Source organism: Hymenobacter qilianensis (assembly GCF_014638675.1).
Classification (GTDB): Bacteria; Bacteroidota; Bacteroidia; order Cytophagales; family Hymenobacteraceae; genus Hymenobacter; species Hymenobacter qilianensis.
In genome coordinates, this window is sequence record NZ_BMFN01000001.1 from 1,545,872 (window position 1) to 1,568,829 (window position 22,958).

A 22,958-nucleotide genomic window follows, 5' to 3' on the forward strand; every position below is an offset into this window, starting at 1 on the left:
GCCAGTCCCTTCTTACTAAAATGTGGAAAGCGTATTAAAGCGACTTCTTGCGCTCCGCCTGAAACTTCTTCAACTGCGGCTCAATCACCTTTTTATCGCCTACTACCACGATGGTCATCTCATCGGGGCGGACGTATTTCTTGGCCGCATCCTGCACCTCTTTCGGAGTAATGGCGTGAATCTCTTTCACTTGGTTGGTGAGGTAGCTGTCGGGGAGGCCGTGCAAATCGAGGAAGCTGAGCTGACCGATAATGCCGGCCGGAGTGGAGTTGCGCAGCACAAACAGGCCGGCCTCGTAGTTTTTGATGCCTTCCAATTCAGCTTCCGTGGGCGCTTCTTTTTGCAAACGATCTATTTCGTAAACAATTTCCTTGAGCGAGTTACCCGTGTGCTCCGTCGTTACGTCGGCCACTTCGGTCCACTCACCCACGCGGTAGCGGGCATTTATGCTGCTGGAAGGCGAGTAGGTGTAACCTTTATTCTCGCGGATATTGCTGGTGATACGTGAGCCAAAAGAGCCCCCCAGCAGGGAATTCATCACACGGAGGCGCGTGAAATCGGGGTGCGTAGGGTCAACGACGGGCAAGCCGATAACTAGCGTAGATTGGGGCGCGCCGGGCCGGTCCTGCACCATCAGGTCGGTTTTGGTGATGGGCTTGGCAATCTCAATGCGCGGAGCGGGGCCTTTGGTCCAGTTGCTTAGCGAAGATGTAACCGCCTCGCGCATAGCCTTTTCGTCAAACTTGCCGGCGGCGTATACGGCCGTGCGCTGGGCCCCAAACTGCTTGGTGTAAAAGTCGCGCACCTGCTCCGGGCCGTAAGCGTTTACTTCGGCGTCGGTGGGAATGTCGCGTCCGTAGGGGTGGCCTTTGTACATGGCCATCGTGAACTTCGTGCGAGCCTGAGTGCCTGGCTGGGAGCGAGAAAGGTTGTTCTCACGCTTAAAGTCGTTTTTGATGCGCTCAATCTCAGAAGGCGGGAATGCGGGGTTTTGCACCACATCAGCCATCAGGTTCACCAGTTCCGGGCCGTATTCGGATAGCACTGAACCAGTGATAAAGGTCTGATTTGGCCCCACCGATACGCTGAGCGAACCACCCATACGGGCTACTTTCTCCGATATCTGCTTGGCGGAGAGCGTGGTAGTGCCTTCCCGCATCAGGCGCCCAACGATGTCGGCCAGGCCGTTTTCGTTGGGCGCCTCGTGCACGTTGCCTACTTGCACAATCATGCTCACCGTTACTTTCGGAATCTCGCCGTAGGGCACCAGGGTGGCTTGCAGACCATTATCCAGGGTAAATTCCGTCTTAGGGGGCAAAGTGAAGTCGCGGGGAGTGCCGCCGGCGGGTGGGGTTTCTTTTTGGGCCAACGCCGGAGTGCCGAGGGCATAGGCAACGCTCAGCAGGCCAATAACTATATTTTTCATGGGAGTTGTCAAGGAATGAATCACCAAGTGAAAGCCTTATGAACCACTAGCTTTTAGCCAATGGATTGATAGTCAGAATCGTGCGGTTGGTGGGGCGCAGGTATTCGCGGAGGGTCTTCTGCATCAGCTCCGGCGTTACTTTCCGAAACTCGGTTTCCAGCTGGTTGATGCGCTTGGGGTCATTCTCAAACAGGGCGAACGTAGCCAGCAGATCGGCCTTGCCGAAGCCGTAGAGCTGACTTACCTGATCATAGAGGTCGGAGCGCATCTTCACAATGGCCAAGTCCAGCAGCTCCTGACTTACGCCTTCCTTGTCGAGCTTCTGAATCTCGCGGTCCAGCACGGCTACCACTGAGTCGGCCGATACCGTTTTGTCGTACACCAGGCTGCCGTCCCAAAGCATAGGGCCGTTGTAGTTGAACATGTTGCCCAGGCCCGAGTTGATGCCGCCGCTCACCGAGCCGGTGTAGCCGCGCTCCTGCACCAAAGCCTGATACAAGCGGCTGTCGTTGCCCTGCAACAGAATCTGGTCGAGCAGGCCCATGGCGTAGTACTCCGGCGTGTTTTTGTCGGGCATGTGGTAGGCAAAAGCCAGGGCAGGCTTAGTGGCCAGCTTGTCGTCTTTGCTGAAGCGCTGCTCCTTTTCCTGGCGGGGCTCCGTCAGATCTACTTTGGGGGGCAATGTTGACTTCGGAATGTTCTCGAAGTACTTCTTGATCCAGGTTTTTGCCTCGGCAGGATTGAAGTCGCCGACTACGACCAGCGCCGCGTTGTTGGGCGCGTAAAAGGTCTTAAAGAAAGACTGCACATCCTCCAGGTTGGCCGCGTCAAGGTCTTTCAGGTCGCCGTAGAAGTTGTGAGCATTGTGCCAGTTTTTGTTGGCGTACTGGGGCATGTCCAGCCACGGAAAGCCGCCGTAGGGCTGATTGAGCACGTTCACCTTCACCTCGTTTTTCACCACGCCCTGCTGATTGGTCAAGTTTTCCTGGGTGATGTTGAGGCCGCGCATGCGGTCGGCTTCGGCCCACAGCATGGTTTCGAGCTTGTGGGCGGGCACGATTTCGAAGTAGTTGGTGAAGTCGAAGCGGGTGGAGCCGTTCAGGATGCCACCATTCTTCTGCACCACCTGAATAAACTCCATCTTGCCCAGGTTATTGGAGCCCTGAAACATCATGTGCTCAAACAAGTGCGCAAAGCCGGTGCGGTTGCGGGGCTCTATGCGAAAGCCGATATTATAATAGGCCGCGATGGTGGCCACCGGCGCCGTTTTGTCGGGCGAGAGTACCACTTTCAAGCCGTTGTCCAGGGTGTAATATTCCACGGGCACTTGGTAGGTAGCTACTTTCGCTACCTCTGTAGCCTGCGTGGACTGGGGGGCATTTGTGTCGCCGGCTACCCCCGACGTAGTTTTCTGACTACAGGAATTCAGGGCAAAAAAGCCCCCCAAACCCAATAGCAGGCTAGGAATAAATCGTCTCGTTGAAAGCATAAATAGAGGAGGCTGGAAAGTGGAAGAATTTCGGGTTTGCGATATTAAGAAAATCTAAGCATTTATATAAAAGATGCCATTCTTAATCGAACCGTTGCTTTCCAGAAGCTGCTATTTTGTTGCTTATAAGCCTATTACATAATCAAGCGTAGAGCCTCTCAAAACCTTAAGGCTGTCATGCTTCGCTGCCGCTCTGCATGACGGTCTTGTAAGCTCGGTTTCTATTATATCTCTACTTTCAACGTGGCTGGTTTTGGGGTGATTACGAACATTTCGCCGTGGGGCACAATCGTAATCTGGCCGTACTCTTGGAGTAGCTGCCGGTAGGCCGCCGCCACGGGGCGTGGGTTGCGGTCGAGGTCGTAGAGGCCGCAGGCGTTCACGGTGCCCACTTTGCGCGTCAGGCCAATGTCCCAATCTACTTGGTCGATGAGGGAATACCAAGTGAAGCCTAGCACCGGCACGCCTTCTTCCCGCATTCTGAGAATATTGACCCACTGTTTCCAGAGCCAGGTAGGGGCATCCTTGGCCTCAAAAACATTGGTTTCGGTGTGCATCACGGGCTTGCGGTAGCGGCTGTAGTACTCCAGCGTGATATTGTACCAGCCCAGCACATCCACGCTGGTGCAGATTTCGCCAGAGGGCAGAATAATCTTCTCGTTGCGGCCGTAGTAGTCGTTGCCCATAATCTGGTAGCCGGGCGGCTCACCGGCCATAAACCAATCGTACTCCTTGCGAGTCAGGCCGTTATCGAGCAGATACGTGAGCACGTCGGCGTCGGGGTGGTGGGCGTAGAGGAGGTCAAGGGCCAGAAAGCGCAGCTTGTTATCGAGCTTAATCTGGGAGCACGGGCTTGCTCTCAGCTCGTGGATATACTCCGCCGATTCGCTCTGCACGATAATGCAGTCGGGGCGCTGCTCGGCAATTTTCTGGTTGGCCATGATGCTGGCGGCCACCAGGTGCTTCATGGCCGTTACGAAGCCTTTATCGGTGCGCAGCTGCTCATTCCAGGCTCCATCCTTCGCGCTCATGCGGGCTGTGACGAATATTTCGTTGATGGGCGTGTAGTAGCGCACCCAAGGGTAGCGCTTGGCTACGGCCCCGGCAAAAGCGGCAAAATGGACGGGCAACTCGGGGTTCTGGAAGTTGCCCAGCCAGTCGGGCACGCCGAAATGCAGTAAGTCCAGAATAGGCGTGATGCCCAGGCGCTGCATTTCGGCCATCACCTGATCGGCAAATTCCCAGTCGTAGCGGCCAGGGCCTTTATGCATGCTGTAGTAGGGCAGGCCGTAGCGCAGTACTTTAAGGCCCAAGTCTTTGACGAGCTGTAAGTCTTTTTGCCAGTTGTCGTAGTGCCCACATTCGGCCAGCAAGTCGCGGCGGGTGCGGCCGTTATCGATGGTGGGGTATGAGCACTCGATGCCGGTGGCAAACATGAAGTTGCCGGGCGTGCCGGTGGGCAGGCCGCTACCGTCGTGGCCGCCGGCCCCACCATATTGGTCGCCCTCGTAGCCGCCGTTACCGAACTTATCTATGATGTGCGTTAGAAATCCTTTAGCCATGATGAGTTGCTGCTGGTAGAACGAAAACTCCCCTCCTCATCTGAGGAGGGGAGTTTGTTGTTCAATTGTCTCTTCTTCTTTCGCTTTCCAAAAACTTATCGGCGGTGCGCAGGCTGAGAGCCATAATAGTCAAGGCTGGATTGACGCTTAGGGCGCTTGGAAACACGGAGTTGTCGCAGATATATAAGTTGGGCACGTCGAAGGCGCGACCGTCGGAGTTTACCACGGCATCGTCGCCGGAAAGGCCCATGCGGGCAGTACCGATCACGTGGGCCGAGCGCGGAAACGCCCAGATATCGGTGGCGCCGGCCGTTTCCCAGATGCGGCGCATGAGCTGCTCGGCGTGGCGGTTCATGCGGATTTCGTTTTCGTGGTTGGTGAAGTGCAGGCGGGGCTTGGGCAGGCCGCGAGCGTCTTTTTCCTCGGCCAACTCCAGAAAATTGTCGGCGTGGGGCAGGCAGTCGCCCAGGATGTTGATGCCGGCAATGTGGTTGTAGTTGCGCATATACTCGCGCAATTTTGCCCCCCAGAGCTTGCGCTCCCGCACTACCTGGCCGGCAAACGTAACGGGCATCATGCCAATGCTTTGCAACAGATAGCCGCCCGCAAAATCGGCGTCCGGCGGGCGGTGGGTATCCTCGGAAATAAGCCCCCCAGGAATGCCTTTGTAGGGTCGGATGTCCTCGGGGAAAGTGCCCCACACCTGCACGCCGGGGTGGGCCATAAAGTTGCGCCCCACGTGGCCGCTGCTCAGCGCCAACTCATTCAGCAGCAACAAACGCGGCGTTTCAACGGCGCCAGCGCATATAAACAAATGGCGGCACTGCTGGCGCTGAGTGATGCCGTTGTGCTCGTACACCACGCCCGTTACGCGGCCTTGCTCGTCGCGCTCAATTTCCGTTACGAAGCAATTAGGGCGAATTTCGGCGCCGTGGGCTACGGCCAGGGGCAGAAACGTGACGTCCATGCTGGCTTTGGCCCCGGTACTGCACCCGGCCTGGCAGAAGCCGCGGTTGGTGCAGGCCTCGCGCCAGCCCACGCCCTCCTGATAATAGCGCGCAGACAAGGCCGCGTTGGCTGCGGGAGAAGTCTGGATGCCAAGCTGTTGACAAGCTCGCTCCATCAGCTGCGCGGCCCCATTGAGCGGCAGCGGGGCCAGCGGATAGCCGCGGCGGCGCGTGGGGCCCCAGGGGTAAGGCGTCGGGCCAGAAATGCCCAGAAAATGCTCTAGCTCCTCATAGTAAGACTCTAGCTCCTCGTAGCCAAACGGCCAGTCGACGCCCACGCCAAAGTCGCGGTTTAAGTGGAGGTCGTCGGGGTGGGCGCGGGGCGTGTAAGCGGTGTAGTGTAGGGTAGAGCCGCCGACGCCGGTGCCGGAGTTGTTTTTGCCGAAGGCCACGGGGTCTTTGCCTGCCGAAAGGCGCTCGTCGTTCCAGAAAAGAAATTCCTGGGCTTTCTCATCGGTGGCAAAATCAGTTTTGGGGTCGTGCCAGGGGCCGGCCTCCAGCGCTACCACTTTCAACCCGGCCATAGCCAGCCGCGCCAGCAGCGGCGCACCGCCCGCTCCGGTGCCGATAACGAGGCAATCGACCTCATCGGTGGGCAGGGGAATTTCGGCGGGCTGGGGCTCAGGCTCAAATGTCGACTCCTGCATAATCTGCTTTAGCAAAGGATCCTGAACTTCCTGCTTCAGCGGATTCAACACGCCTTCTTCTATTACTTCTTCGTCGGGCATAATGGTCTTTGAGAAATACGCCGCGGCGTGTTCAATCGTAACTTGAGAAAGGGTAAAGAGTCACGCTTCTAGAGGGAGTTAGCTCGTTTTTACAAACCTGGCTGGGACGAAATAGCTTCCGGTTCGCGGGGCTCCAACTCGTTTAGGCCCAGTCGGGTCCAGCCGGTGGCATCGGCCATGCCCACGTACCCGATTTCTTCCTGAGCTAAGGGGTGAGCGTAATAAAGCTCCGTTAGCTCGGCCAGCATTTCTTCGAAAAACCGTTCGGCGGGCACTGTTTCCCACGCCTCGCCGGGCGCTTTGCCTTCCTGTACCAGTTGAAGCACGCTGGCTTGCTCATCGGAAGTTAGCACCCGAAATTCCTGCTGAAACACCGCTTGGGCAGTTTGATTAATGCCCCCCAGACCCATGCGGTACGCTTCGCGGTCGGGGGGCATTATGTCGTAGCGCCAACCGTCGCTGCGGCCGGCGGCGAGGCGCTGATCTACGCCGGGGGCTAGCTCAATGGGGGCATCGGGGCGATCGGGCTGGGGGAAAAGGCAGGCGGCCACAGCCCGCAGCAAATCATACGTGGCCGGCTCCAGAAACTGTGGTTCGTAGGCTGGCGCGTCGAGGCGCTCCTGAAGAGCCGTGCGGGTAGCCTCGGTTACGAGTTCGGTGGCGAGCAGGGCACGTACGGTACCGTCGGGGTAGTGCGGAGAAGTCATGGCAAAGCAGCTGATTAGGGAAGCTACAGGTAGTAAACTGCCTGGAAGCCAAAACTTCCCGCTGTGCCAGTTATTTAATGCCTGCTTCCGACTATTGTCTTACTGTTGAGCTGATTTTATGGTTGCCATCTGCGGGGGTGCGTCACCGGCCGGAGAAAGCTAGGCTGATCTGGGAAGCTAGCTGAGCTATACTTTGGACTGTTCAGGTGAGGTAGAGACGCAATAGTTGGAGTATTGGCATTAGTGCCGCTGAGCCTCAGTTGTAGTCCTGAATGACGCGTTGCCTGTTGTTCAACGACGAGACACAACTATGTGTCTCTACCTCGTTCTGGCTACGTCAAAACATTTTCTACTGGTCGCTGGATAATTTGCCCCCCGTAACGTGCACCAGACTGCCGGTCATAAAAGAGCCGTCCTGCGAAGCCAGCAAGACATAAGCGGGGGCCAGTTCCTCGGGCTGGCCGGGGCGCTGAAGCGCTACTTCGTAGCCAAACTTCTCAACTTCCTCTAAAGGCATGGTAGCCGGAATGTTGGGCGTCCAGACGGGGCCCGGCACCACGCAGTTAACCCGGATATTCCGCTCGCCCAGGTGCGTAGCCAGCGATTTGGTGAAGGCATGAATAGCCGACTTGGTGGCGGTATAATCGATGAGAAGGGGGTTGCCGGTAAGGCCCACGATGCTGCCCGTGTTGATGATGCAGTCGCCGCTTTCCATGTGGGGCAAGGCCGCCTGGGCCATCCAGATATAGCCGAGAATATTGGTATCGAAGGTGCGGCGAATCTGCTCCTCGCTGATGTCTTCAAACTTTTCCTGGGCCATCTGGTAGGCCGCGTTATTCACCAGAATATGCAAACCACCGAGCTCGGCGCGGGTGCGGCGCACGGCCTGGCGGCACTGCTCGGGGTCGCGCACATCAAGGCGAAGCAGGAGGCACTTGCGCTGCTGGGCTTCTACTAGGCGCTGGGTTTCGGCGGCGTCGGCGTCATTTTCATTGTAGAGCACGGCTACGTCGGCGCCTTCCATGGCAAAGGCCACCGCCACGGCCCGCCCGATACCAGAGTCGGCACCGGTGATGAGGGCAATTTTGCCCCCCAGCTTATTGGCGGCCCGGTAAGTGGAGAAGCTCATGCCGGGCTGGAGCTTCATATCGGCTTGTTTGGCGGGGTAAGGAAGCTTCTGCGCGTGCTTCTTCATGTCCTTGGCCGTGGGATGATCAATCGGCGTCGGCGCTTTTTTGGTGTTGGCGTTTGGGGCAGGGGCAGAAGCTTTTTTGGTCATAACAGAGCAGTGTGATAAGGTTGAGTTTGCTGTCTACGCAGAATCGGACCTTGGGTAGAAACGCTAATATCCAGACACCTATAAGCCCTCTTGGCGGTCATGCAGAGCGGCGCGAAGCATCTCGCGTGCTGACGAGAGGTTACTAATCCCACTAAACACGCGAGATGCTTCGCGCCGCTCTGCATGACCGCCAAGAGAAGGAGTATTTTAACATAAAAAACCCCGCCCTGGAATGTTTCAGGGCGGGGTTCTTAGCAAAATCGGCAGGGCCGCTGCTTAATAATTCACGATGTCCTGCTTGGGTGAGGCTTCCGTAGCTTCTGCTTCCTCCAACGAAGGATAGTCGATGTAGCCATTATCGTCGCCGCCGTAAAAAGTAGCCGGATCGGGCGTGTTGAGGGCCGTGCCTTGCTCGTAGCGCTCCACCAGGTCGGGGTTGGCGATGAACGGAATACCGAAGGCAATCAGGTCGGCTTCGTTGTTTTCCAAAGCGGCTTCGGCCGTTTCCTGGGTGTAGCCGCCATTCAGAATGAACGGGCCATCGAAGATTTTGCGCAAGTGCGGACCAACCGGCTCCTGTCCGTTTTTGGCCGCCATCGCATGGCCGGGCAGCGCCTCAATGACGTGCAGATACGCCAGGCCAAACTTGTTGAGCTGCTCCGTCACGTAGCTGAACGTACCACGGCGGTCGGAGTCAGAAATGCCCCCCACGTTGCCGGTGGGCGACAAACGGATGCCCACGCGGTCGGCACCGAATACGTCGGCGGTGGCCTGCACTACTTCCAGCACAAAGCGGGCGCGGTTTTCTACGCTGCCGCCGTACTCGTCGGTGCGCTGGTTGGTGCCGTCCTGGATGAACTGGTCGAGCAGGTAGCCGTTGGCGCCATGAATCTCCACACCATCGAAGCCCGCGTCTTTCGCGTTTTGGGCTGCCTGGCGGAAGTCGTTCACTACGCCGGCAATCTCGCTCAGCTCCAGGGCACGCGGGGCCGGAATTTCCTCCATGCCTTTATCTGTGTAAGCCTTCACGTCGGTCGGCTTCACGCTTGAGGGCGCAACCGGCAGCTCGCCATTATGGAAGAATGGGTGCGAAATACGGCCTACGTGCCAGAGCTGAATAAAAATACGGCCGCCTTCGGCGTGTACCGCGTCGGTTACTTTCTTCCAGCCTGCTACCTGAGCCGCAGAGTGAATGCCGGGCGTGAAAACGTAGCCAACACCCTGAGGCGAAACCTGAGCGCCCTCGGTAATAATAAGGCCCGCCGACGCGCGCTGCCGGTAGTATTCCACCGTGGAATCGGTGGGCACGTTGCCATCGTTTTTGGCGCGGCTACGCGTCATGGGCGCCATTACGAAGCGGTTGGGTAAAGAAAGAGCACCCATTTGAAAGGGCGTGAAAAGATGCTTGGTGGAAGACGACATAAGAACTGGTAATGATTGACTTTAAAAAGAATGAGAGCGAATGTGAAGCTTAGCCCACTAGCGCGTCGTGCCAAACCACCTGGGAGCAGTAAATGTTGGCTGCCCACCGGATTTGCCGGGACGCAGATGCCTCATTTCCGCCTGTCGGCAGCGCTTGCAAAGGTCTCGCCCATAGGATACATTTGTCAAGTAGGTACCGTAAAGTAATGCAGGTACCTTTTAGAAACTGTTGCTGATAATCAACTGAATAAAATGATAGCCAAGCCAAAGAACTCGCCGATATGCCCCATCACGGCCGCCCTCGACGTGCTGGGGGGCAAATGGAAAGTGTTTATCCTTTCGTATCTGGCGGAGCATGGCACCCTGCGCTTTGGCGAGCTGAAGCGCCTTATTCCGAAAGTGACGCAGAAGATGCTGGCCCAGCAGCTCAAGGAGTTGGAAGAAGCCGGCCTCGTGAATCGGCGCGTGTATGCGCAGGTGCCGCCCAAGGTAGAATATCGCCTCACTGCCCACGGCGAAACGCTTTGTCCGGTGCTGCATTCCCTGCGCGAGTGGGGCAATCTGCACCGCGAAGTGCTGGGCCTAGGCGAAGCGCCGTGTGCGGAAGCAGCTTCAGACGTGCTGGTTGCGGCCGGATAAACCGCGGACGGAGGCTACTCGCTGGGGGGCATTTTTGACCATTCCGAAGCGGGTTTGCGTAGGTAGGCTACACGTTTCAAACGCCTCCTTATGCCTTCGTCTGCTGCGCCCACTTTTATTTGTTTGCACTACTGGGCTGGCTCGGGCCGGGAGTGGGCCGCCGTAGCCGCCGCGTTGGCCCCCGACTACACCTGCCTGACTCCCGACTTAGGCGGCTTTGGCGGTGCTCCGGCTCCGGCGGGTGGCTACTCGGTGCAGGCGTATGCCGAAGCGGTAGGAGCGTTCATCCGGGAGCAGGGCCTGAGTAGTTATATTCTGGTGGGGCATAGTATGGGGGGCAAAATTGCCCTTGCCTTTGCTGCTCAGCAACCAGCAGGCCTGCGCGGGCTGGCCTTGCTCTCCCCCTCGCCGCCGTCGCCCGAGCCCATGACGGACGAGGAGCGCTTAGCCTCCCTGCACGCCTACGGCAACCCGCACGCTGCGGCCCGCACGCTGGCCCATATTACGGCCCGGCCCCTGTCGGAAGCACTGCAGACACAGGTCATTGAAGACAATCTGCGCACTACCCACGCTGCCTGGGACGCGTGGTTACTACATGGCAGCCGCGAGAATATTCTAACTCAAATGCCTCTGATTACGGTGCCCGCCGTGGTAATAGCCGGCGATGCTGATGCGGTAATGTCGCCGTCGCTGCACGGTCTGGAAACGCTGCCCCATTTGCCCCCCAACACGCCTCTGGAAATAATTGGAGGGGCTGGGCACCTACTGCCCCTGGAAGCGCCGCAGGAAGTAGCAGCACTGCTGCGTGAGTTTGCCGAGTCGTTAGAGCGCTAGCTTATTTGAGTAAGTATGGCCCTATTCATTCAAAGCCAGACCGTCATGCAGAGCGGCGCGAAGCATCTCGCGTGTTTAGCTGCAAAAGATATTGTCATGCTGAGCCAAGTCGAAGCATCTCTACCGCTTCGTTGCAATACTAATCTGACATCAGCGGTAGAGATGCTTCGACTCCGCTCAACATGACCGCCTTTTGGGTCTAGGTTAGCACTGCAACGACCGCACGCGAGATGCTTCGCTGCGCTCTGCATGACGGTCTGGTTTTGAATGAGTGCTTAGTGGTCCTTCTAATATCGCTTACCTCACGGCTTTAGCGCTAAACCTGCTTTCACGCGTGGGTTTTTCTCGTCAGGCTTTTGCAGAAAAATCAACTCGTTCAGCTCGCCCTTGCGCCACGTTTCTATCATGTCATCGTAGTGAGCCGAGCCGGGGTTACCGCTTTGGCCCCCTGGGAATACGCCGTAAGCCTTCACCTGCGGGCCCAGCGCCACTACCATGCGCCAGGAGGGGCCGTTGCGCTCCGAAATAGCATTCACGATGGCCGCGCCGCCGCCCACTTCCAGGTCCATGCGGCCGAAGCCCGTTAGCTGGGCCAGATGCAGAATATCGGTGCTTTTCTGGTTGGCCCAGCGCCAAGCCGGCCCCTGGGGGCCAAATTTGCGCTCCAGCGAATCGGTGGCAAACTGGAAGGAAGCCTGCACGAGCTGGGGCATCGTTTCGCGCTCGGGCGTGCGCCGGTCGTCGATCCAGCGGCTGGTGTCTTGGGTTAATAGGAGGTTGTTGGTTCGGTCGCGGGGTGGGAAGCGCATTTCCAGGCCAGTGGCGGCGGCCCCAAAATCATCGTCCCACAGGCGCTTTACCAGATTACCGTACCACAAGTCGAATACGCTGGGCGCGATGGCATCGGCGTCGTAGAAGTAGTTCCACTGGCGCAGATTGTCGTAGGTGCGGCGCTGGGCGACCGTTAGCTGCTGCGGCTTCACGAGGGCCAGCAGGCGCGGCAGCATAAGCTGGGCGTTCAGATTCAGGTTATCAAGCTGCAACAGGCGAAGGCTGTCGGGAGTGGCGTTCTGCATAGTGGCAAGCCGCTCGTTGATGCGGTGGCCGCGCTCCCACGTCGCAAACGACCAACCCAGATAATATGGGTAGTCCGGACCGGCCGGAAACTGGTTGGCCGAGCTGACGAAGCCCCGCGCCGGGTTGTGCACGTGCGGATTGTGGGTGGACGGAATCCAGCCTTGCCAGTCGTGGGCCGGGTTGGTGCCATCGAGGATAAACTTGCCCTGATCGGTCCATTTCAGCGGAAACTTGCCGTTGGGCCAGATGGCCACGTCGTTTTGGGCGCTGGCAAAAATGAAGTTCTGGGCCGGCGCAGCGTAATATTGAAGCGCAGCAGTGTAATCGGCGTAGCTGCGGGCGCGGTTCAGGCCGTAAAAGGCTTTTACCTCGTTGCCGCCTTCGTGGGCCGTCCAGCGCAGGGCGTGGCGAATAGGGGTTTGCTTGTTGAAAACCTTCTCATCGTTGTCGTACACCACCGGTCCGTGGTGGGTGTAGAGCACCGTGTCGAGGCGGTCAGGGAGGCCGCGCACTTTAACGCGCTCCACTACGCGGCGCACCGGTTTCCAGCGGCCATCGTGCCAGTACTCGCTCTTGGTGCTGTCCTTGAATTTCAGCTGATACCAGTCCAGCACATCGGCGCCCACGTTGGTCACGCCCCAGGCCACTTGCTGGTTAAAGCCAATGATGACCAAGGGCGAGCCTGGAATGGTAACGCCGTACACGTTCACGCCCGGCGCGGTCAGCTGAATCTGGTACCAGATGCTGGGCAGGTTGAGCTGCAAGTGCGGATCATTAGCCAGCATTGGAAAACCCGTAGCCGACTTCGCGCCGCTTACTGCGAAGTTATTGGACCCCAAATCCGCGTCTGGCTCACGTGTCGGCACTTTATCCGATAGGGCGGCGGCAAACGTGGGCGGCGTGGCGGGCACTGGCACGGGCGTAAAATCCTGGGGCGTACCCACGGGCACAATAGGATCTTCGCGGGTTGGGTAGCTGGGGAAAAGATCGTTGGTGATGGCCGGGCCGTACTTATTCAGCGCATTAGAGAGGCGCAAATCGTCGGAGCGGCCGCTCAGGTCCCAGGCCATCAGCTTGAGCAGCAAGGCGCACTTCAGCGGCTGCCAGGGCTCGGGGGTATAATCTAGGAGCTTGTACTCAAAAGGCAGCTCTTTAGCCGTTAAGCCATTGATGTAAGTATTTACCCCGGCCGAATACGCCTCCAGCACCGTGCGCGTGGTGGGGTCAGCCATCATCGCCTCCAACGATTTTTGGGCCCCAAAAGGCAAGCCCATGCGCCGCTGGAACCGGTCGTACTCCAGGGCTCTGGCCCCGACAACTTCCGAAATGCGGCCAGCAGCTACGTGGGTTTGAAACTCCATCTGCCAGAGCCGGTCGCGAGCGGTGAGGTAGCCCTGGGCGAAGTAGAGGTCGTGGTCGTTCTGGGCAAAGACGTGGGGCACGCGCCGGTCGTCGAAGCGGACCTGCACGGGCGCCTTCAGGCCGGGCAAGGTTAGCTCTTGCTGAGTGGCTTGGGCATCAGAAGCTTCGGCATTTTGCCAAAAACCCACGAATGGGCTCAGGAACTTACCAAACGGCGGCAAGTCGCCCTGCTTGCTGTTGAGTACCCAGGTAAGCGTAGCACTGACCAGCAGTGCCAACAAGGCCTTTATCCAAGCCATAAAGAATGGTAGAAATCGGGTGAAAAAAGCCCCCCAGCGGGTAGGCAGTTGCCGTTAAGTTATAGCGATGCACTCACATAACAACGCATACTCTTCGCTGACCAACTTATGCCCTAAAAATTTGCCCCCCAGCCTACACGAAGAAGCCCGAACCTCTGCTACAGCAGACAGTTCGGGCTTCCAAATGCTTGAGGCGAATGCTATCGGCCGGCGGCTACTGCATGTGCGGCGGGCTCGATGGGCACCTGAATCTGGCGAACCAAACCGGTAATGCCACGCAGCTGCAACTGCCGGCGTACGGCTTCAGCGGCTTTGCGGTTGGCGAACTGGCCTACTACCACGCGGTTGAGGACCTTTCCGTTCATGGTTTCGGGCGTTACCGTTACCACCAGCTTGCTATTGATAGACTGAATCTTGGTAAGCTGATTCTGGGCGTTTAGGGCGCTGCCGAAGGTGCCGGTTTGTACTACATAGGCAGCCGTTGAGGCAGGAAGCGTAGTGGGCACCGAAGTTTCGGTAGTAGCCAACGACGGCATTTCCGGATCGATGGTGTCGTTGAGAATCTCTGCTAAGTCTTCGGGGGCATCTGTGGGGCCTAGGGGCGTCGTTTCGGGTACTACCTCGGCCACAACTGAAATAGCGCCTTGCTGAATAATACCCAGCGGACGGGCGGCAATTTCGGCTAAATCAAGAATTCGCTGGTGGCGGAAGGGGCCACGGTCAGTAACACGCACGACGACCGATTTGCCGTTTTGAGGGTTGGTTACGCGTAAGCGGGTGTTGAAGGGAAGCGTCTTGTGAGCGGCGGTATACTTGTTGCGGTCAAATCTCTCGCCACTGCTGGTGGGCAGGCCTTGATGCTGAATGCCGTACCACGAGGCCCGGCCGCGCAACACGACAACTTTCTTACGGGCGGTAGCTGTGGGAGCCTTATCATCGTCGCTGAGCCGGGTGGCAAATGCAGTTTGGGGGAAGGCTAAAGGCAAGGTGAGGAGCAGAGCAAACAGCCAACCGGCAAGAGGTAATCGGAGGGATCGAATCACACTTTTAGACAATTGGTAAACAGCCAAAACTAGAGCGCCGCTTTTTGGGGAAGAGTCAACTTCACTGGCGGTAGCTGTTACCAAGTATAATAAATTATATTTTTTGAATAAAACTTGTACGAAAATAATTTGCACTTCCTCCAGCGAAATGGCCTTTTGTGTTTCAGAAAGATGCTCTTAGTATTATTAAAAGAAGGCTCCTAGGGGCTAAAAAGAATGATATTATTTGATTGGTACAAAATTTTGTCATTGGCCTGTTCAGCATGTTCAAAGCCGTGTTGCAAAAGTCCTTGAATTTTGTTACTGGAATAACCTACTTCCTGCGGGGAGATTTGCCGTACTTTGCCCTATGGATTTTGGCCGCCTTTCCGACCTGCGCGGCGTGGATTTCACGCTTCCTCCCGACCACCCCGAAACGGCTACGTTGCTGGCTCGCGCCCGGGCTGCGGCTCCGCCTCAGCCTGCCATTTATGTGGGCTGTCCTATCTGGACAAATAAAGCCTGGCTCGGCTCTTATTTCCCGGCTGGCATCAAGGATGCCGACTACCTGCACCACTACGCCCGGCAGTTCAACAGCATTGAGCTGAACACCACGCACTACCGCATTCCGGACGCGCCCACCGTGCGCAAGTGGCGCGATGCGGTGCCGCCGGGCTTCAAATTTTGCCCCAAGATGCCCCAAAGCATCACCCACGAGCGGGAGCTGTATAATGCCGACGAGCTGACGACCTCCTTTTGCCGGGCCATCAGTGGGCTGGAAGAACATTTGGGGCCGGCCTTCCTGCAATTGCCCCCCACGTTCGGGCCGGAGCACATGCGCCGCCTGGAGCGCTACCTACTCGACTTTCCTGCCTATGTGCCGCTGGCCGTGGAGCTGCGACACCCGCGCTGGTTTGCCGATGTGGGCGTGCGCGATACGGTTTTTGCCTTGCTGGAAGCGCTGAACAAGACGCTGGTAATCACCGACGTAGCGGGCCGCCGCGACGTGCTCCACCAGCGCCTGACTACGCCTACGGCGTTTATCCGCTTCAACGGCCACGGCCTCGGCAACAGCGACTACCGCCGCGCCGATGCCTGGGCCGAGCGCGTGGCCGGCTGGCTGAGCGCCGGGCTGCACACGGCGTATATCTTCATTCACCAGAAAGACATTATGCACTCGCCCATCTGGACGCAGTATTTTCTGGAGAAGCTGCGCACGCTCACGGGCCTCGAAATTGCCCCCCCGAAGGTGATTGTGCAGCCCGTGCAGGGAAGCTTGTTTTAGCGCCTTCCGTTGGCTACCAGCGCGGGTTAGAAAATTTGATTTTCAGGCCAAGCATGACGGAAACGGGTTTTCATGAAATTCCCAAACACACCCTTTTCTAAAAGAAAGCAACTGGTTATGCCGCCATCAGGTAGCAAGATTTAATTCTGATGGGTCTGGGGGGCAAATTTTTGGCTCGCCGCCCCGTTACTGCGTAGAAAGCTCCTGGTGGCACAACCCTTCCTTCGGCCAGGGCAGCAAACCAAATGCAGGCTTAGCGGTAGCCTAAAACAATGCCTCTGAAATAAAGACCTGATACAGGCTGGGCAGCAATGAACGGTGCGAACCGAAAGCCGTATCTTGGAACACACTATTGTCAGCGCTTTTCGTTCTCGTTGCTTCGGTATGAAATTATCGTCTTCTCTTCAGCTGGCCCTTGGGCTGGTTTTTTCTGTTGTTATAACCCCGGCTGTTGCCCAAACCGTGAGCGTGGACCCCGAAAGCCACTGCCTGATGCTCCCCCTCGACCCCACGAGTCGGGCGCAGGCCTCGGCGCTGGTAGTGGAGGGGGAAGTGCTGGATGCCCGCAGCTTTTGGGATGCCCGTCACCGCCGTATTTATACCGCGCATCGGATACGCGTTTTCAAAGTTTTTAAGGGCACCGCTGCCGCCGAGCTAACCGTTATTACGGAAGGCGGCACCGTAGACCTGAGCCGGCAGGAGCTGACTAATACGCTGCGTTTGTTTCCGGGCGAGCAGGGCGTGCTGTTTCTGTATCCGGCCCCGTTTGCTGGTATTGAAGCTGCCGGTCAGGCCTGGACGGCTTACGGCAGCGAGCAAGGCTTTATTCGCTACGATCTGACGCAAGCCTCGGCCTCGGAGCCGTTTCGGCAGTATCCGCTGGTAAGCCAGAACTTTTACGCCGAGCTGAAGCTGACTACGGGCCAGCCTACGCTGGAAGTAACCGCCAACCCAGTGCTGGCCGCCGCTCAGGCCCAACGGGCCCGGCCGGCCGTAGCTGCCAAAGGCACGGCTCCGGTCGTGTCGGGTTTATCCCCACTCATCATCTCAGCCGGTACCAACTCCGTGCTGACCATTACTGGTTCTGGGTTTGGTGCCACGCGCGGCACTGGCTTTGTTTCTTTCCTGAATGCCGACGATGGCGGCGAAACCCGGACCCGCGCCAAAGCCTCCGACTACATCAGCTGGACCGATACCCGAATCCAGGTACGCGTGCCTTCCAATGGTACCGTCCCTTCTTTGCCCAACAGCAGCGACCCTGAGCGCAGCGCGCCCGCCGGCACCGGCCCCGTACGGGTAACTTCGGCCGACCAGCTGGAAGGCACGAGCGGCGTACCGATTACCGTATTGTATGCGGTGAGCAACGTGGAAACAGAAGGAACCGGCGAAATTGTCCGGCCGGGCCATATAAACCAGAATGGGAAGGGTGGCTACACGCTCCGCTTAGAGTCGGGCTTGGCTGGCAATGCGCCGGCGGTGGCGGCTTTCCGGCGAGCCTTGGCTACGTGGCGCTGCCAAACCGGTATGAACTGGGAAATTGGGGCCAACAGCACGAAGCGCGGCTCGGACGAGGATGATGAAAACGTCATCGGCTTCGACTTTGGCACCGGCGACAGCCAACTACCCGCGCGCGTGCTGGGTCGCACCACCAGCTACTACGAAGGCTGCCGCGTAGGCAGCGGGCCTGTTTATTTCTGGGTTTCGGAAATTGATATGCAGCTGGATACCGAAACCGCTTGGCAGTATGGCCCCGGCAATCCTTCCGCTAACCAGATTGACTTTGAGTCGGTGGTGGTGCACGAGTTGGGACACGCCCAGCAGCTTTCCCACGTCATTCTGCCCGCCGCCGTGATGCACTATGCCGTAGCGCGGGGTCAGCAAAGCCGGCAGATAAATCCGGTGAGTGATGTAGCTGGGGGGCGTTTATTGTTGCGCACCCGCAGCTTTGTACCGCCCGCGTGCGGTAGCGTGTCGCCGCTTCTGCCCGCCCCGCTTACCAGCGTAGATGCCAACGCCCTGGCCGGTATCGGCAATCAGATAAGCTGGACGACGCAGGACGAATGCTTCCTGCGGGAGTTCGTCATTGAGCGTGCCGCCGATACCACTGCCTGGCAGCCATTGGCAACCGTGCAGCCCGGTAGCGCAGGGGGCCAATACACCTACATTGATGCCACGCCGCTGACGGGGCGCTCGTTCTACCGCCTGCGCGTCCGTCGCCCCGATAACAGCCTCGATAATACGCAGCCACAGGCTGTTACGGCGCTTGTCGGTAGTGGCCCCATGGCGGAGGGCTTACAGCTTTTCCCCAATCCGTTGGACGAAGGACCCGCGAGCTTGCTGTACATAGGTGCTGCTACCGGTCAGCTTACCCTGGATATTTATGATGCCATAGGGCGTCGCCGCCGTACGGAGCAAGTCAACTATCAATCGGGCCGGCCCTTCTTCCTGACTCTGACGGATCTGCGCTCAGGCTGGTACATCGTGCGCTGGCGCGACCAGACGGGTAAAACGGGCTCACTTAATTTTGTGCGCTCCACCAACGACTAAGCCCAGAAAAAAGCCCCCCATACGTTTATGGGGGGCTTTTTTCTGGGCTTAGTCGTTGGCGCTGTTCTAGCGCTCCAGCAGCATAGCCCCGTACGAATAGCCGCCGCCAAAAACAGTGATGATGATTCGCTCGCCGGGCTGCAAGCGTGGGTGATAGTCGGCAAGGGCAATGGCGGCACCCGCGCAGCCGGTGTTGCCCAGGTCCTGAATGTTGGAAATGGCGCGTTCTGGTGGTAAACCCAAGGCCTGTACCACGTTTTTGGTGATACGCAGGTTGGCCTGGTGCGGAATCAGGTAAGTTACGTCGTTGACTTCCAGTTTATTACGCTCCAATACCTCGCTCGTAACGCGGGCCATATACTGGCAGGCGTGGGTGAACACGTCGCGGCCGTGCGGCATTACGATGCCTTTCTCCACCGGTTTGAGCGTAACAGCGGTATCGGCTTTGCCTACGTGGGCGGCACCGCCGGTACGCAGATCCACTATGCGTAAGTCGCTGTCAGCGAGGCGCTCTTTACTGATGAGCAGTGCCGCCGCGCCATCACCCCAGAGGTGACCGGCCACGGTGTCCTCTTCGTTGTTGTACGCTGTGTTGTGCTCCGATACGATTACTAAAGCTCTGGTAGCCTTATTCATAGCAAAGTAGCCTTCTACAATTTCAACGGCATTCAGCAACGACGAGCAGGCCGAGGAAATACTCACCACCGGAATGTCGGCTACGCCCAACTCGCGCTGTACGGCGTGCGCTAGGGTATAAATGGTGTCGTGGGGGGTGTAGGTGGCGCCCACAATGAGGTCGATGCTATCGGCGGCGATGGCGGGCACGGCGGCCAGCACGCGGCGCGTGACCTCGGTGGCCATGGTGTTGGTGTTTTCGCCAGGAGCAGCCTTACGACGCTCCCGGATGCCGGTGCGCTCAATAATCCAGTCGTGGGAAAGGCCGTTTAGGCGGGTAAAATGCTCGTTGGTAATAACCTGGGTGGGCACATACGCCGCTACCTGATGAATGTACACGGGTGGAATGGGGCTGGATGAGGGCAGTGAATGAGGCTGCAAGTTACGGTGCTGCTAGAGAATGCACCATCAAATGGCCTCCTGCCCCGTACTTTGCGCCCTCATTTAACGTTCAAACACCCTTAGCGTGCCAGAGTTCAACAGTGATAGTAATAAGATTATGATATTTCGTCTTCCTACACGCTTGATTTTCACGGGCTTACTGATGCTGTTAACACTAGCCGCCAGCGCCCAGAAATACCGCACGGCTGCGGGCCTGCGTGTCGGCAGAGACAACTTTGGCGTAACGGTACAGCAAAAAGTGTTTGAAAGAACCACGCTAGAAGGCATCGGATTGATTGGTACCCGCGAGGTAAGCGCCACGCTGCTGGCCGAGCAGCACTTTGGCTTGCTGGGCAAAAGCCTCAATTATTACCTCGGCGGCGGCGCTCATATTGGCACCCAGAAAGACAACGGCGGCTTTGGCGGCTTCGATGCCATTGCGGGCGTGGAGTACAAAATTGCCTTTGTGCCCGTGGTGCTTTCCCTAGATATAAAGCCCAGCGTAGAAATCAGTAGCACTGACTGGTTCCGGTTTCCGGCGGCTTTGTCGGTGCGCTGTATTCTGGTTAAAGACAAAAAAGAAGGCTTCCTGAACGATGTCTTTGGCGACGGAGACGACCGTGATGACCGCCGTCGGCAGCGGGAGCGCGAGCAGAAAAAGCGCGACCGGAACAAAGACGACGAGCCGCGCCGCGGCCTGTTCGACTTCTAAAAAAGCCCCCCGCTACAGCGTAAACACACTGATCAGCGCCGACGCTATCATAGAAATGCCTAACACCAGGCCGTAGGCTACCATCATCAGAAGCACTTTGGCCAGGGTTTTAAGCGGCGGCTGCCCGAAGTTGTTGCGTAGTGCCAAGTAAAAATACACGGCTGGCAGAAAGAACAGCACCGGCTCAAACCAGTCGCTAATGTGCAGGTAGCCAAGTAGTAAGTTCACAATGAACAGCACAAACACGAAGCTGTGAAAGTGAATAGAGAAAATGAGGTGAGCTAGGTAGTACTGGTGCTGCCGCCGGTACAGCCATTTCAGAAGCAGGGCAAATAGCGGCATGAGTACAAACATGACCGTGGGCAGCATTCTAATCCATTTGTTGGTGATTTCGTCGGGGCTGGCATTGAGTGACCTTACGGTTTGGCGCAGCGCCAGGCGGCGCATGGTAGTAGGCTCTGCTCCCCGGCTTCTGATGGCCGAATCGATCCGCGCTGGGCTAGGGTCTTTGCTTATATAAAGTAGCTCCGCCTGACTGAAATTCAAGTTGAGAGCCGAGGTAAGGGGCGAGTCGGAGGAATCAGCCTCATACACCTGAAATCTGGTTGATTCGGGAGCGTTAGCGCGCACAGAATCAGCGACTTCTTGCACGCCTTTCTTCTCCAGCAGCTTCCTCGTGGGCTCTTTACTAACGGGGCCCATGCTCAGGGATAGCAAAAAGAAAAAGACGAAGCTCAGAAAGACGTACAGCCGAATAGGTGGCACATACGGCATTCGCTTGCCTTCCAAAAACCGCTTCGTAAGTTCACCAGGCTTGAAGAGCAGCAGCTTAGCCGTGCGGAATACCTTGCCGTCGAAGTGAAATAAGCCTTCCAGCGTTTCTTCCAGCACATGCCCCGCCGACAGGTTAAGCTCATGATTCTGCTGACCGCAGCGGGGGCAGTATTCGTTAGGGCGGTCGGGGGGAAACGTGTAGTGGCAGTTGGCGCAAGCCGGGAGTTTAGTAGCAGTATGAGGCATAAGCAAACAAGTAAACGATTAGGCCGCAAGCCACGGAAAACGTGGGCATAAGTACGAACTTTTAACTCAACCCTCTATATAGCTTAGCTGAATTATATGTAATAAAAAAGCCCCCTAGGCGATTGCTGGGGGGCTTTTTAGATACTGGTTAAGCAAGATTAGCTGCTGCGAACCCGGCCGCTGCCCGCCGTGGAGGCATTAATCTGGGGCTTGCCCGTCACGTACACATTGCCGGAGCCGGCCAGGCTGGCGTCGAGAGTTTTGGTTACTTCGATGCGGCAGTTGCCCGAGCCGCTGATGCTCACACGGCTGGTTTCGCTGCGCATGTTAGGCGCATTTACCTGGCCTGAGCCGCTAATGCTTACTTCGTGGCGTGGGCTGGTGCCCGACATGGCCATTTCGCCCGAGCCTGATACCGACGACTTCAGTTTGTTGGCCTGCACGCGGCTCAGCTTCATGCGGCCCGACCCGCTCACCGAAAGCTCCAGGTTATTACCCTGAATAGCCTCTGAGGCGCTCATATTGCCGGAGCCGCTTACGCCCAAGGCTTCGATGGTAGGCATCGTGACGTAGACCGTCACTGGTCTTTTAAAGTTATACGACGACCAACTCATGCCCATACCTCGCTTTTCCTGTTTGGTGCCTACCCGCAGCTTGCCGTTGGTTACCGTCGTTTCCACGTGCGAAAGATCTTCCGGGTCGGCTTCTACTTCCACCTTTTGGGGGCTGCCCTGGCGTAATACGATGTTGAACGACCCTGCTAGGTTGAGCTGCGAGAAGGCTGGCACGCTACGCACCTCACGCTCAGCAGCCGCATCGAGACGAAAAGCCGACAGCACAAACAGCACGGCCAGCAGGGGAAAACAGAACAAGCGTAGGTTTTTCATAGTACTAAGGTCAGCTTAAGAGGTGAAAGGTAAGTCAGTACCCATAAGATGAAGAACTTACACCAACCGTTGCCTCCCGCCTGAAGTAAGTCAGCGCCGTAGTAGTCGTTGCTGCTGAAACCCTCCTCTAATAGCGCCGCTTTAAGCGCAAAAAGCCCCCCAGAGCATTTCTAGGGGGCTTTTTTGTTTGTTACATCAGTCAGATAGTTTTCTTAGCAGCTGCAGCGCCTCGTCGGCGCGGGCAGTAGGTACAAAGAGATGGTCGTGGTAAAAGGCCGACACGGCATTCACGCTGATACCATGCGCCGCAAGCATAGCGGTAATGCGCGCTAAAAAGCCAACTGCCTCCAGGCTGGAATGTATGTTCAGCGTAATCATACGACACGGGTAGCTGTAGGGCAGCTCTGCCTGTTCCGCTTGCGTCTTCATTACGATGAGCGTCAAGCCCTCCGCCTCGCGAAAAGTGCCCATGGGAGTCAGTAATTCCGGTATAGGCCGAGTCGGGGGCAGCGTGCAGAATACGTACTCCTCAGTCAGCAGCACCGGCTGCATAGAGCGCAGCAGCTCATTCAGGTTTGTTTCGCCGGTCATGGCAGCG

18 protein-coding genes are annotated in these 22,958 nt (G+C 57.4%); 5 read left to right on the plus strand and 13 right to left on the minus strand.

Translation table 11 applies throughout. The features are described from left to right. Positions 1-34: 34 nt before the first annotated feature. The 7 genes from IEW06_RS06580 to IEW06_RS06610 all read right to left on the minus strand — a co-directional run bounded on the left by IEW06_RS06580 (position 35) and on the right by IEW06_RS06610 (position 9,620). Positions 35-1,426 (minus strand): M16 family metallopeptidase, encoded by a 1,392-nt coding sequence (locus IEW06_RS06580; protein WP_188547758.1) that lies wholly within the window; start codon positions 1,424-1,426, stop codon positions 35-37. 46 nt (positions 1,427-1,472) lie between these two features. Continuing rightward, positions 1,473-2,915, minus strand: a complete 1,443-nt coding sequence (locus IEW06_RS06585) for a M16 family metallopeptidase (RefSeq protein ID WP_188547760.1) — start codon at positions 2,913-2,915, stop codon at positions 1,473-1,475. Between the two features lie 224 nt (positions 2,916-3,139). Beyond that, positions 3,140-4,480 carry a family 1 glycosylhydrolase gene (locus IEW06_RS06590; RefSeq protein WP_223284913.1) on the minus strand — a complete coding sequence of 447 codons (1,341 nt, stop codon included), beginning with the start codon at positions 4,478-4,480 and terminating at the stop codon, positions 3,140-3,142. 58 nt (positions 4,481-4,538) lie between these two features. Then, on the minus strand, positions 4,539-6,212 hold the full coding sequence (locus tag IEW06_RS06595) for a GMC family oxidoreductase (protein WP_187733377.1): 1,674 nt from the start codon (positions 6,210-6,212) through the stop codon (positions 4,539-4,541). 89 nt (positions 6,213-6,301) lie between these two features. After that, the gene (locus IEW06_RS06600) at positions 6,302-6,919 is read right to left on the minus strand and encodes a gluconate 2-dehydrogenase subunit 3 family protein (RefSeq protein WP_188547762.1); all 618 of its coding nucleotides are present in this window, start codon (positions 6,917-6,919) and stop codon (positions 6,302-6,304) included. A 349-nt stretch (positions 6,920-7,268) separates the two neighbouring features. Then, complete coding sequence (locus IEW06_RS06605; RefSeq protein ID WP_223284912.1) at positions 7,269-8,114, minus strand: SDR family oxidoreductase; 846 nt, start codon at positions 8,112-8,114, stop codon at positions 7,269-7,271. Between the two features lie 360 nt (positions 8,115-8,474). Next, the gene (locus IEW06_RS06610; RefSeq protein ID WP_187733375.1) at positions 8,475-9,620 is read right to left on the minus strand and encodes an alkene reductase; all 1,146 of its coding nucleotides are present in this window, start codon (positions 9,618-9,620) and stop codon (positions 8,475-8,477) included. Between the two features lie 252 nt (positions 9,621-9,872). On the opposite strand from IEW06_RS06610, the gene IEW06_RS06615 reads away from it, so the two are divergent. Further along, positions 9,873-10,259: a winged helix-turn-helix transcriptional regulator gene (locus IEW06_RS06615; RefSeq protein ID WP_187733374.1), complete on the plus strand. Its 387-nt coding sequence runs from the start codon at positions 9,873-9,875 to the stop codon at positions 10,257-10,259. Between the two features lie 90 nt (positions 10,260-10,349). Further along, positions 10,350-11,093, plus strand: coding sequence for an alpha/beta fold hydrolase (locus tag IEW06_RS06620; RefSeq protein WP_187733373.1), 744 nt, complete (start codon positions 10,350-10,352; stop codon positions 11,091-11,093). A gap of 302 nt (positions 11,094-11,395) precedes the next feature. Here IEW06_RS06620 and IEW06_RS06625 read toward each other — a convergent pair whose 3' ends face one another. Continuing rightward, on the minus strand, positions 11,396-13,831 hold the full coding sequence (locus IEW06_RS06625) for a penicillin acylase family protein (RefSeq protein WP_187733372.1): 2,436 nt from the start codon (positions 13,829-13,831) through the stop codon (positions 11,396-11,398). Positions 13,832-14,031: 200 nt separating this feature from the next. After that, a complete protein-coding gene (locus tag IEW06_RS06630; protein WP_187733371.1) occupies positions 14,032-14,874 on the minus strand; it encodes a septal ring lytic transglycosylase RlpA family protein in 843 nt (280 codons plus the stop codon). Between the two features lie 349 nt (positions 14,875-15,223). Here IEW06_RS06630 and IEW06_RS06635 point away from each other — a divergent pair, with 349 nt between their 5' ends. Then, positions 15,224-16,138, plus strand: coding sequence for a DUF72 domain-containing protein (locus IEW06_RS06635; RefSeq protein ID WP_188547764.1), 915 nt, complete (start codon positions 15,224-15,226; stop codon positions 16,136-16,138). A gap of 384 nt (positions 16,139-16,522) precedes the next feature. Further along, positions 16,523-18,685: a matrixin family metalloprotease gene (locus IEW06_RS06640; protein ID WP_187733370.1), complete on the plus strand. Its 2,163-nt coding sequence runs from the start codon at positions 16,523-16,525 to the stop codon at positions 18,683-18,685. Between the two features lie 66 nt (positions 18,686-18,751). Here the strand turns inward: IEW06_RS06640 and IEW06_RS06645 are convergent, their stop codons facing one another. Beyond that, positions 18,752-19,699 carry a 3-oxoacyl-ACP synthase III family protein gene (locus tag IEW06_RS06645; RefSeq protein ID WP_187734195.1) on the minus strand — a complete coding sequence of 316 codons (948 nt, stop codon included), beginning with the start codon at positions 19,697-19,699 and terminating at the stop codon, positions 18,752-18,754. 205 nt (positions 19,700-19,904) lie between these two features. Between IEW06_RS06645 and IEW06_RS06650 the strand changes: the two genes are divergently transcribed. Next, complete coding sequence (locus tag IEW06_RS06650) at positions 19,905-20,453, plus strand: hypothetical protein (RefSeq protein WP_187733369.1); 549 nt, start codon at positions 19,905-19,907, stop codon at positions 20,451-20,453. A gap of 12 nt (positions 20,454-20,465) precedes the next feature. On the opposite strand, the gene IEW06_RS06655 is transcribed toward IEW06_RS06650, so the two are convergent. The 3 genes from IEW06_RS06655 to IEW06_RS06665 form a co-directional block, all read right to left on the minus strand. Next, positions 20,466-21,473, minus strand: a complete 1,008-nt coding sequence (locus tag IEW06_RS06655; protein WP_188547766.1) for a DUF3667 domain-containing protein — start codon at positions 21,471-21,473, stop codon at positions 20,466-20,468. A gap of 158 nt (positions 21,474-21,631) precedes the next feature. Further along, entirely contained in the window at positions 21,632-22,360 is a 729-nt protein-coding gene (locus tag IEW06_RS06660; protein ID WP_187733367.1) for a head GIN domain-containing protein, read from the minus strand. A 195-nt stretch (positions 22,361-22,555) separates the two neighbouring features. Continuing rightward, a complete protein-coding gene (locus tag IEW06_RS06665) occupies positions 22,556-22,951 on the minus strand; it encodes an ACT domain-containing protein (protein ID WP_187733366.1) in 396 nt (131 codons plus the stop codon). Positions 22,952-22,958: the final 7 nt, after the last annotated feature.

Excerpts from the sequence above, each read along its gene's own strand:
- IEW06_RS06580 (WP_188547758.1), bottom strand. The coding sequence starts at position 1,426 with ATGAAAAATATAGTTATTGGCCTGCTGAGCGTTGCCTATGCCCTCGGC.
- IEW06_RS06595 (WP_187733377.1), bottom strand. The coding sequence starts at position 6,212 with ATGCCCGACGAAGAAGTAATAGAAGAAGGCGTGTTGAATCCGCTGAAG.
- IEW06_RS06620 (WP_187733373.1), top strand. The coding sequence starts at position 10,350 with ATGCCTTCGTCTGCTGCGCCCACTTTTATTTGTTTGCACTACTGGGCT.
- IEW06_RS06655 (WP_188547766.1), bottom strand. The coding sequence starts at position 21,473 with ATGCCTCATACTGCTACTAAACTCCCGGCTTGCGCCAACTGCCACTAC.
- IEW06_RS06665 (WP_187733366.1), bottom strand. The coding sequence starts at position 22,951 with ATGACCGGCGAAACAAACCTGAATGAGCTGCTGCGCTCTATGCAGCCG.
- IEW06_RS06600 (WP_188547762.1), bottom strand. The coding sequence starts at position 6,919 with ATGACTTCTCCGCACTACCCCGACGGTACCGTACGTGCCCTGCTCGCC.
- IEW06_RS06615 (WP_187733374.1), top strand. The coding sequence starts at position 9,873 with ATGATAGCCAAGCCAAAGAACTCGCCGATATGCCCCATCACGGCCGCC.
- IEW06_RS06605 (WP_223284912.1), bottom strand. The coding sequence starts at position 8,114 with ATGAAGAAGCACGCGCAGAAGCTTCCTTACCCCGCCAAACAAGCCGAT.
- IEW06_RS06610 (WP_187733375.1), bottom strand. The coding sequence starts at position 9,620 with ATGTCGTCTTCCACCAAGCATCTTTTCACGCCCTTTCAAATGGGTGCT.
- IEW06_RS06640 (WP_187733370.1), top strand. The coding sequence starts at position 16,523 with ATGAAATTATCGTCTTCTCTTCAGCTGGCCCTTGGGCTGGTTTTTTCT.
- IEW06_RS06625 (WP_187733372.1), bottom strand. The coding sequence starts at position 13,831 with ATGGCTTGGATAAAGGCCTTGTTGGCACTGCTGGTCAGTGCTACGCTT.
- IEW06_RS06650 (WP_187733369.1), top strand. The coding sequence starts at position 19,905 with ATGCTGTTAACACTAGCCGCCAGCGCCCAGAAATACCGCACGGCTGCG.
- IEW06_RS06635 (WP_188547764.1), top strand. The coding sequence starts at position 15,224 with ATGGATTTTGGCCGCCTTTCCGACCTGCGCGGCGTGGATTTCACGCTT.
- IEW06_RS06585 (WP_188547760.1), bottom strand. The coding sequence starts at position 2,915 with ATGCTTTCAACGAGACGATTTATTCCTAGCCTGCTATTGGGTTTGGGG.
- IEW06_RS06660 (WP_187733367.1), bottom strand. The coding sequence starts at position 22,360 with ATGAAAAACCTACGCTTGTTCTGTTTTCCCCTGCTGGCCGTGCTGTTT.